Here is a 9,585-nt window from a genome sequence, read left to right as displayed (position 1 = left end):
CGCCAACTTCATGGGCTTTGTCAAACTTGCCGCTATCGCTATCTGGCTCAGGTAGTTAAATCGTCACTACGCCCTAGCGGTAAGTCCGCTTTCTAACAACACTGCAAAATTGATTTTGAAGAAACCTATGTCCATTCTCTGGGAACGGAGTCTAGTGCCGCGGCTTAACGCCAGCGCCACGCCGTACGGCGCACAGGCGTATTTCTATGATGCCGGTACGCTGACGCCGCACTGTGATCCCGAACGATTTCCGGTGGTCGCCAACTCGGGCGGCATGTTCCCGCCAGTCTTCCTGGCAGAGCAGATCCACTATCATTTGAGGATCGAGGACGCCGGCGTCTCGACCATCTGGGTTGTAGACAATATCTCGGCGCCGACAACCGTTGTCCCGGACCCGCCCAGCGGGGCACCGACACGCAATATCTGGTGCTGACGGGGGATCTGAAGCAGACATGGCGGGCCTCGACCCCGACCGGGTATGTGGACGCACCACAGGCAATGCTCGTCAGGCGCCGCGGAACGGGCAAACGCCGACACCAGCGCTCTCTTCCAGTTCCTGTGGACCGAAGATGCAACATTCGAGCATGGACGATGCCGGAACCGATGGTGTAAAACCGCCGGAATCTCGGCCAACCCCGATCAGCCGCGACGCCTTGTGTGGCCTGCTGGAGCGGGTAGCGGGAATCGAACCCGCGCGTTCAGCTTGGGAAGCTGACAGGCTACCATTACATCATACCCGCGCTGCAGCCTCGTTATCATGACCGCATGGCCTCGGGCAATCGCAAACCGGTCTCACAATGAGGGCTTCGCCAGTTCACCAGTGACGGTCGGCGCCTCTTCCCTGACCTTTGCGACTTCGCCGCCGGCGGCGAAGCTCGGCCAGAATTTCGAGACGGCCAGCGTCGCGCCGGCGGAAGAGAAATGACCATAGTCGAAATAGAGAAACTGCTTGCTGGTGGCATCCGCATAGGAACAGCCGATGGCGTCGCACGGTGAGCGGGTCGATGAAGGTCGCGCCCTTGGCGAAGAGCTGCACCTGCTTGTTGATGTCGGCATCCATGGCCATTGGCCAGGATGTACTCACGGCGCCTTCGTGTTTTGCAAAGAAAGCGATCTTCTGGACGTCGGCGATGAACTCCGGAGACTGGCCGATGACATAGACCTTGACACCCATGTCACGCAGCCGGTCGATCGTCGTCTGCAGTCCGCCGAAGCCCCTGGCCTGGTAGTCCGTCCATCGGCCGCTCAGGATCACCGCCTGGATATTGGCATCGCGGATGATCGACAGCGCCCGTTCGTTGAAGCGGGTGCAGTTCGGCCTGGCATAGGAAAAGTAGGACAGGTTGGGTGGGCAGCCGGCATAGTTATATTGGATGACGTTGGCCTGGATTTTCTCCGCGTTGGCCTCCAGGCCCGAAACGTAGTGAGCCGCGAAGGAATCGCCCCACAGCAGCACATTGGTGGGAAAGCCATGCGTGCGCGTGCAGTCGGCAAGGTTCCAATCCTCGATCCGGCTCGCACCCTCGTTGAAGCAGACGCCGTTGCGCCAGTCACCCACCACGATCCGTTGCGTCGAGAAATCGGGGAACCGCTGCGGAAAGCCGTTGCCGAGCATACCGGCCAGACCGCCGACGCACAGCAGGGCGATCGCCGTCGCCGAAAAGGCGAAAATCGGCAGCGGGGCGGTGAAGGCCCGCTTCCGCCGGAAAGGCTGCTCGACATATCTCCAGGAGAAGGTCGCCAGGGCGAAGCTGGCCACCGTCATTGCGACGATCGTCGGCACCGAGACGGCTTTCAGCGAGAGATAATGGACGAAGGAATTGATCGGCGAGTGAACAAGGTAGAGCGAATAGGAGATGAGGCCGACCCAGACCATCGGAGCGAATTGAAGCACGCGCGTGGCGACAGGCACGGGGCGGTCCGCGTGATTCTGGCCCGGATGTGAATGCCAGGCCTTCGAACGCTGGCCACGCCGGTTTTGCGGGATCGGGTGAATCAGGCGCCGGGCAGGTAGATCACGGCATAGTCGTCGGCATAGGCCCGCTTCCAGCCCAGTTCATTGAAGAAGGGGATGCGGGTGTCATCGGCCGTAAGCAGTGCCCAGCCGATGGCGTATTTCTTCAACTGGGCCTCGAGCAGCGGTTTTCCGCCGGTTTGCCCTGTTGCGTCGTCGGCTTTCATAAAACCGTCGAGAAACAGCTGGTCCGTCCTGCCGTCGACGTAGGTCTTGATGCCATGGAAAACTAGCGTGCCGCCGAAATTGTAGGAATTCAAGACATTGCCGGACAGGTGGTGATCCCTGGCGAATGCAAGGGCACCGCTGGCCGACGTCTTCGGGCTCGGCGCGACCTGGTAGGCGTTGTTGAGTGCAAGCGCCGCGCCAACCAGCAACACCGCCGTCGCGCCGCAGAGCAGATGGAATTGGCCGGCGAAGAATTTTTCCAGTCCGTCACGCTTTTCGTTCACCCAGACGCTGGCTGACAGGGCGGGGTACTGGCGCGCGACTTCGACCGCAACCACCAGCGGAACAAGCAGGAAGAACAGATAGACGAAGCGCTGATGCGACAGGTAGACATGCAAGGTGAAGACGATGAACAACGCCTTGGCCCAGCCGATCCGCAACCTTGACGTCATAAGCCCGAAAAGCGCCACCAGTATCGCGGCTTCCTGCATGTCCTGTTCCGGGGCATTGAACGGCCGCCACTCCAGGATCAGCGGCACCGCCTCATTGCCATGGGCAACGGTGAGCGTGGCCAGGATGGCTTGCACACCGTAGGGATGGATGAGGCAGACCAGCGGACAGAGCAGGCCAAACGCCACCCACTTCGCCAAAAGAGCGGGTTTCGACAGGCCGGTGCGCGCCAGGAGATCGAGTCCGGCGAAGGCGGTGATGGCGAAGCTCAAGGTGAAGGTAGCGTGGAGGTTGGCCCAGAGCACAACCAGCGCGAGGAGCCACCAGGGCGGAGCCCGCTCCTCTGCCGATGCACGAAACAACACCGCCGTCCAGATGACGATGATCGGCAAGGTAAAGACGTGGGGACGCGCCGTATAGATAGGTGCGATCAGGAAGGCCAGGATGAATGTCAGCGCTACCGCCACTATCGGCCTCAGCCACGCGCTGAGGAACCATGCCGTCACGAAGACTGTCAGCCCTATCGCGGCGATGATCAGCGCGGCGACACCGTTCCATCCGCCGATACTATAGGCAAGGCTCAGAAAGACCTGCCCCAGCCATTCCTTTGCGATCCACGGATGCCCGGCAAAAGTATAGGAATAGGGATCGACCGTTGGAAATGTCCGGTTTGCCAGGAAATCCAGCCCGACTTTCACTTGCCACCAGCTGTCGGGGTCCTTGAGGGTCGAGCCCGCGAATGCGGCTAATCCAGCAGCTATGATGGAGGCGGCGAACAGGCAGAATATCAGCTTGATGCGCTGTGCATCCTCGAGCTGCGACGTGGTCGGAACGATTGCCTCAGCCTGGTTCATGCCGCGCTCCAGGTCATTTCGCCTCTAAAAACGGCAGCGAAGAGCCGGTTTGCCGCCAGATGGGCAAACGGGGTTTTCGGTGAGAGCGCCAACCCGCTGGAACGACCGCATATCCCAGCGTCGTGTTCAACAGGCCGACGGAGCCAGATAGCAGCATCCTCGGACAGTCAAACGAGCGGCTTGACCACATGCGCAAAATATTGGGCTCCAACAGGTATCTTGGTCAGGAATCGTTCGAACGGCCGCAGCCTAGCAAGCAGTCTGGGAAAGAAAATCCGATAGACGATCCGAGTGCCGGAAAGGCCCGCCGCGGCCATTCGCCTGCGCATATGCGGCGAGCTTATCAGGACCGCGTTCTCGTCGAAGGCGCAATTCCTTACCGCGTGGGTGGTGAGTGGATTCCACGGATTGTGCTCGAAGACAAAGAGACTGCCGCCATTGGCCAGCACCCTGCCGATCTCCGCGAACAGTCCGATCTGACGGTTCCCGGGGATGTGATGGAAAACGCAAGCCGCGAAGACAAGGTCGAAGCTAGCGTCGGCGAAGGGGATGGTCTGGCCGTCGAAATGCGCGAACGCGGCCTGACCAGGGAAGCGTTCGCTGGCGATGTCGAGCGATTCCCGCGAAGCATCGAGCAGGACGATCTCGCTGTCGGGAAACGCTGCGCGCATATAGCCGAGCGAATTGCCGACGCCGGCACCGAAGTCGAGTATGCGCCTGGGTTTCACGCCGGCCCGTCCCAGTGACGCCGCGACGTCATCGATCTTGTATTTCGCGAAGAAGTCCGGCGTCTCGCCACTGAGCCTTATGCTCGCGGCATGCTGCTCCTGGTACCCACGCGCAAACTGGTCGAATTCGGCCTCAAGCACGGGCCGCCCTCTTTGCCATCTCCTGCAGGCGATGGACCGGGAGATCGCTGTCCTTGGCCGACTGGCCACGCGAAACGATCTCGTTGACGAAATAGAGCGGCCGCCGCTTCGTCTCCATGTACATGCGGCCGAGATACTCGCCGAAGATGCCGAGCACCAGAAGCTGGACGCTGCCCAGGATGAGCATGATCGCGGCAAGGCTCGTCCAGCCGGGCAGCACATTGCCGACAGACCATTCCAACAGCGTATAGCCAAGCACGAGCAGGCCGAGCAGGCCGGACATCATCCCCAGCAGCGAGGCAAAGCGCAAAGGCACGATCGAAAAGCTGGTCATCGCGTCGACCGCCAGAAGAACCATCTTCTTCAGCGGGTAATGGGTTGTGCCGGCAAAGCGCCGGTGCCGTTCATAAGGGAAGGCGACCTGCCTCAGCCCGATCCAACTCACCATGCCGCGAATGAACCTGTAGCGTTCGGGCATCGCGATCAGATGGTCCAGCGCACGGCGGCTCATCAACCGGAAATCTCCGGAGTCCGGCGCGATCTCGACATCGACCATCCTGCCGAGCAGACGGTAGAACATCGAGGCGGAGGCCAGCTTGAACCAGCTTTCGCCGTCCCGTTTCACCCTTTGGCCGTAGACGACGTCGAAGCCTTCATCCATCTTGGCCATCATCGCGCCCAGCAGTTCGGGCGGATCCTGGAGATCGGCATCGAGAATGAGAATGCGCTGGCCGCGGCAGAATTCCAGCCCCGCGCTCAAGGCGATCTGGTGGCCGTAGTTGCGTGCAAGATCGATGGCGACCACATGGTCGTCCTTTTCGGCCAGTTCGAAAATGGCCTCGCGGGTGCCGTCGGTCGCCCCATCGATGACGAGCACGACCTCGTAGGAGAGGCTTTGCTCGAGGCATACCGCGCTGACGCGTCGGTGAAGCTCCGCCACGCCGTCGCGTTCATTGTAGCAAGGCACGACGACCGACAACATGGGTGCGCGGTGCGCATCGATTTTTCCCGTTCCCACCAAAGCCTGGCTCCCGCTTTGGAAATGGCAATAGCGGCAATTGGTTAGAAAACAGATAAATCAGCGATCGGCGCGGCCACGGTCTGGCCGGCCGCCGTGCGTTTGGCGCCCTGAACGGCCCGGGTCACGAACGAACCGGCAATTCCATGCGGATGCGGGTACCGCGCCATGAGCCCGCCAGGATCCTGATCGTTCCCTCGTGCAGCAGCGCGATCTGCCGGGCGAGGTTCAGGCCCAAGCCGGCCCCACGCGACTGCGGCTGCAGGCGATAGAAGGGCTCGAAGACATTCTCTCGCTCTTCCTCAGGAATGCCCGGGCCTTCGTCGCGCACTTCGATGCCGCCCGTCCTGTCGATCGCAATCGTGATGGTACCGCCGCCGCCGCCATGCTCGATGGCGTTGCGCATGAGGTTGGCGAGTGCCCGCTCGATCTGCAGCACGTTGACTTCGACGCGTGTCTTGTCGGTAGAAGGCTCGAAGGCAAGGTCGTAGCCGGCCTCGATGGCGAGTGGCGCGAAGTCGGCCGCCACCCGGCTGACCAGATCGTCGAGATCGACGATCTCGCGCTGGTCGGATGGACGGTCGAGCAGTTGATGGTCGAGCAGTTGCTGGGCAAGATGCGACAGGCGCTCGATATCATGCAGCAGCCGCACGCTTTGCGGCTCCTGTCGCAGCAACTCGGCGCGTGTGCGTAGGATGGCGATCGGCGTGCGCAATTCGTGCGCCGCGTCGGTGAGGAAACGGTTGTGCCGGTCGTATCCCTGGGCGAGGCGGGCCAAAGCCTCGTTGAAGGCATGCACCAGCGGCGCGATTTCCTGCGGCACGTGCTTGACCGGCAACTGCATCGCACGGGTACCGATATCGACGCGGGCAGCCTGGCGGACGGTTTCGACAAGGCCGGCAAAGGAGCGCCGGACCACGGCCGGCGTCGTGACCAGAGTGGTGGCGCCCATGACGAGGACGATGGGCAGCAACAGGATCGCGATGACGAGCGCAAGCGCCGGCAGGGCGCGCTCCCAGTTCCTGCTGCCGTTCGGATACCGGGCGACCTCCACCGTCGCCGAAATGTTGATCTCGAGCCCGTCGGTCTCCTGGCGCGACGACTGCGTCGCGGCGATGATTTGTACCGCGCCGGCTTTGGTCGAAGCGTTTTCGATATAGGCTTCCGGCCGCGTGTCCTTGTCGGAGAATCCGATCGTGGCGTGGTCTGCTTGGCCGAGCAGGCCACCGAGGTCCTCGGTGTAGACATCCGGAATCGTGCCGGAACGGACGGTTCGCCCGCTACCGTCGCGAACGATGTACCAGACATTGGGGAAGCTCTGGCGAAACGCGGCGAGGTCTTGCGTTTCACGGACAATCAGCCTGCCGTCCTTGTCGCGGTCGACGGCATCCTTGACGGCCGCGACAGCAGCCTCGTTGTCGATGAGCAGCCTCGGATTGGCGATCCAGAGGGCTGCCGCGCACAAAACGATGAAGAGGAGCAGCGTCGCCGCCTGGAGCAGGATCAGCCGGCGGACCAGGATCCATTGCAGCGAGCGCGCGCGCAGCTTCTTCACGAGGCCGCCCGCAGGAGATAGCCAAGATTGCGGATCGCTCGTATCTCGATGCCGGCGGCGACATCGTCGAGCTTGCGGCGTAGCCGCGAGACATGCGCGTCGAGCGCATTCGAGCCGATCTCGTCGTCCAGGGCGTAGACGGCCTCTTCGAGAGCGCTGCGCGTGATCGTCCGGCCTGGCCGTCGGATGAGCGTTTCAAGCACCAGCCTTTCACGCCGCGGCAAATCGAGCGCCTGATCCTCGACCAGCGCCTCGCGATGGCGGAAATCATAGGTGAGGCGGCCAACCATCGTCTGGCTGGCGCGCGAGGTGAACGAGCGGCGATGCAGGGCGTGGAGCCGGGCGACGAGTTCCACCGTGGCGAAAGGCTTGACCATGTAGTCGTCGGCCCCAGCATCGAGCCCGGCGACCCGGTCGTCCAGCCCGCTCATCGCCGTCAGCGCGATCACCGGCACGTCCAGATGCAGGGCGCGCAGGCGCGGGATCAGACTGAGGCCGTCGCCATCCGGCAGCCGGCGGTCCAGCACCACGGCGTCGTGATGGCCCAGACGAGCCACCGCCTCGGCGTCGGCCAAGGTCGCGGCATGGTCGACGATGATGTCCAGACGCTCCAGGGCGGTCTTCAGCACGGAGGCCATTTCCGGTTCGTCCTCGATCAGCAGGACGCGCATTGGCGTTCTCCTTCACCCACTGCCGCAGGATTTGCGGTTCGGCGGTTCATTCGCATTCCAGCTTTGGCCGGCGGAAATTGGTGATGAACCAGCGGCCGCCGGAAGCGCGGGCGTAAAATGTGTAGAAGCATTCCTGACGCTCGATATAGCCGGGCGTTTCGGTCTCTTCATAGACGGTTCCGTGTTTTGTGTGGCGGACTTCGCCACTCGATGTCCCGGAAACCGCCGACGTCGAGACCTGGCGCCACTGATAGGCGCGCTCTCCCTGGCCGAGGTCTACGATCGCCGTCGGCGGACCGTAATCCACAACGACCGATTCGACCGGTTGTCCGACATAATTCTTCATGATGTCGGAGGCGCAACCCGCCAATGCGAGTGCGATCGCAATGAACGATAGCAACGATAGCTTGGACGTCCGTCGGCCGGAGCGATGCGTGGACATTGCTGATTCCCATCGTGAAAATTCACGCAGGGGACCTAGATTGCGAAGATTACATCGACATTGCGACAAGCATGGATTGCTCTTTCCTCGAGGGAACGTCCGCGTCCGGGCATCGATGCATCGACGACAAGATTGCGCGATGCCGCTGCGGCCATCGCGCGATCTGGGTCGGCCCACTTGCTGTTTCTAGAACCGGTAGTTGATGCCGGCTTTCAACTCATGGCTGCCGATCGTCTCCTTGGATCTTCCTAGGGCCGATGTCGTTTCCACGCCGGGGGTGCTGACATAGTCGTACTCGACCTTGGCCGAGAGGCCGCCGGCGAAACCCTGCTCGATGCCGGCGCCGACGAGGTAACCGACCTTCCATCCGTCGCTGCTCTTCACGCCGTCGCCCTTGTCGAACCTGGTCATGGCCACGCCGCCGGTTCCGAACAGCAACGTCTGGTCGAAGCTTACACCGGCCTTCGCCTTGGCCGCGCCACGCCATTTCTCCTTGATCTTGCCGCCCCGGACATCGTGTTCGGCGCCGCCCAGATAGGAACCTTCGATCTCGGCGCCGAGAACCGCCGGGCCCATCTGCTGGTTGTAGCCGGCCTGGACGCCGCCGCTGAAGCCGTTTCGACCGGCGAACGGGTTCGGCATCCCCGTGAACGCCGTGCCGCCATGGACGCCGACATAGGCGCCGCTCCACTGGAAGGCAGGGGGATCATTGTAGGCAGGCGAGAGGTCGGCGGCCATCGCCGGCCCGAGAAGACACATGGCGAGGGCACTCGCCGTCAGGACGATCTTTGCTTGAGGGGACACTGCATTACTCCAACACAAACGCGCATCCGCACCCGATACGCTGGTTAATTGCCGAGGAGCCTGACCGTTGAGGCGGTCAGCTCCGATGGGTGTCTTTCAGGGATGGTCGCGGTTCTGGGGACCGGCTTTCACCGGCGGTGGTAGGGGCAGAGCGCCGCGCGGTCCGTCACCTGAAAGACGCCTGGTATCTCGCAAGTGAAAATTGCACGCACATTGCGCAAAACCGGGAAATGACGGTTTTGTGCTTTATTTTCAATAAATTAAAATGAAATTGTTTACCTATATTTAAGAATTGCGGGTCGCGGAAGCCGCTCTGCCAGACGCTCGAGTGATCCGGGCTTTCGATGGCGTTCAACATCTGGCTGCGACTTATCAGTTTCTCCGTACAGACCGCGCCGGCTTGATGGATGATCGCCAAGCACGTATCTCTGGGCCGTGCCCACGAGTCCGGGCATCTCAATCGGGAGACGGCCTTGTCCGCACTGACGCGCTTTCTCGGCGACTCGCCACTCAGGGTTGTCCTGAAGCTGCTGGTGGTATCCTTTCTCGTCGGCCTGGTCATGAACGCCTTCGGCTGGTCGCCGATGGATGTGTTCTACGGCATCCGGAAGTTCTTCATCGATCTCTGGAATCTCGGCTTCCATGCCATCGACCGCTTCCTCGGCTATATCCTGCTTGGCGGCGCGATCGTCGTGCCGGCCTTCATCCTGCTCAGGATCGCCAACTATCGGAAGTGACTT

10 protein-coding genes and 1 tRNA gene are annotated in these 9,585 nt (G+C 61.8%); 2 read left to right on the top strand and 9 right to left on the bottom strand.

Annotated features, from left to right (window positions below; genetic code table 11):
* The first annotated feature begins 127 nt into the window (after positions 1–127).
* On the top strand, positions 128–433 hold the full coding sequence (locus tag LB536_RS27940; RefSeq protein ID WP_140811314.1) for a hypothetical protein: 306 nt from the start codon (positions 128–130) through the stop codon (positions 431–433).
* A 233-nt stretch (positions 434–666) separates the two neighbouring features.
* On the opposite strand, the gene LB536_RS27935 is transcribed toward LB536_RS27940, so the two are convergent.
* The 9 genes from LB536_RS27935 to LB536_RS27895 all read right to left on the bottom strand — a co-directional run bounded on the left by LB536_RS27935 (position 667) and on the right by LB536_RS27895 (position 8,845).
* Positions 667–740, bottom strand: a tRNA-Gly gene (locus LB536_RS27935).
* A gap of 74 nt (positions 741–814) precedes the next feature.
* Entirely contained in the window at positions 815–1,912 is a 1,098-nt protein-coding gene (locus tag LB536_RS27930; RefSeq protein WP_224598235.1) for an acyltransferase family protein, read from the bottom strand.
* Positions 1,913–1,995: 83 nt separating this feature from the next.
* Complete coding sequence (locus LB536_RS27925) at positions 1,996–3,486, bottom strand: hypothetical protein (RefSeq protein WP_224598234.1); 1,491 nt, start codon at positions 3,484–3,486, stop codon at positions 1,996–1,998.
* A 167-nt stretch (positions 3,487–3,653) separates the two neighbouring features.
* Positions 3,654–4,355: a class I SAM-dependent methyltransferase gene (locus tag LB536_RS27920; RefSeq protein ID WP_224598232.1), complete on the bottom strand. Its 702-nt coding sequence runs from the start codon at positions 4,353–4,355 to the stop codon at positions 3,654–3,656.
* On the bottom strand, positions 4,348–5,373 hold the full coding sequence (locus LB536_RS27915) for a glycosyltransferase family 2 protein (protein ID WP_224598230.1): 1,026 nt from the start codon (positions 5,371–5,373) through the stop codon (positions 4,348–4,350). Before LB536_RS27915 ends, LB536_RS27920 begins: the two co-directional genes overlap by 8 nt.
* A gap of 124 nt (positions 5,374–5,497) precedes the next feature.
* A complete protein-coding gene (locus LB536_RS27910; protein WP_224598229.1) occupies positions 5,498–6,928 on the bottom strand; it encodes an ATP-binding protein in 1,431 nt (476 codons plus the stop codon).
* Positions 6,925–7,599 (bottom strand): response regulator transcription factor, encoded by a 675-nt coding sequence (locus tag LB536_RS27905; RefSeq protein ID WP_224598227.1) that lies wholly within the window; start codon positions 7,597–7,599, stop codon positions 6,925–6,927. The genes LB536_RS27910 and LB536_RS27905 overlap by 4 nt, the downstream gene beginning before the upstream one ends.
* 46 nt (positions 7,600–7,645) lie before the next feature.
* Positions 7,646–8,041 (bottom strand): hypothetical protein, encoded by a 396-nt coding sequence (locus LB536_RS27900; protein WP_224598225.1) that lies wholly within the window; start codon positions 8,039–8,041, stop codon positions 7,646–7,648.
* Between the two features lie 186 nt (positions 8,042–8,227).
* On the bottom strand, positions 8,228–8,845 hold the full coding sequence (locus LB536_RS27895; protein ID WP_224598223.1) for an outer membrane protein: 618 nt from the start codon (positions 8,843–8,845) through the stop codon (positions 8,228–8,230).
* A 473-nt stretch (positions 8,846–9,318) separates the two neighbouring features.
* Between LB536_RS27895 and LB536_RS27890 the strand changes: the two genes are divergently transcribed.
* On the top strand, positions 9,319–9,582 hold the full coding sequence (locus LB536_RS27890) for a DUF6460 domain-containing protein (protein WP_140765107.1): 264 nt from the start codon (positions 9,319–9,321) through the stop codon (positions 9,580–9,582).
* Positions 9,583–9,585: the final 3 nt, after the last annotated feature.

This window comes from Mesorhizobium sp. ES1-3, assembly GCF_020164795.1.
In the GTDB taxonomy this organism is placed as follows: Bacteria; Pseudomonadota; Alphaproteobacteria; order Rhizobiales; family Rhizobiaceae; genus Mesorhizobium.
This window is presented reverse-complemented; position numbering and strand designations above follow the sequence as displayed.

Excerpts from the sequence above, each read along its gene's own strand:
- LB536_RS27940 (WP_140811314.1), top strand. The coding sequence starts at position 128 with ATGTCCATTCTCTGGGAACGGAGTCTAGTGCCGCGGCTTAACGCCAGC.
- LB536_RS27925 (WP_224598234.1), bottom strand. The coding sequence starts at position 3,486 with ATGAACCAGGCTGAGGCAATCGTTCCGACCACGTCGCAGCTCGAGGAT.
- LB536_RS27905 (WP_224598227.1), bottom strand. The coding sequence starts at position 7,599 with ATGCGCGTCCTGCTGATCGAGGACGAACCGGAAATGGCCTCCGTGCTG.
- LB536_RS27900 (WP_224598225.1), bottom strand. The coding sequence starts at position 8,041 with ATGTCCACGCATCGCTCCGGCCGACGGACGTCCAAGCTATCGTTGCTA.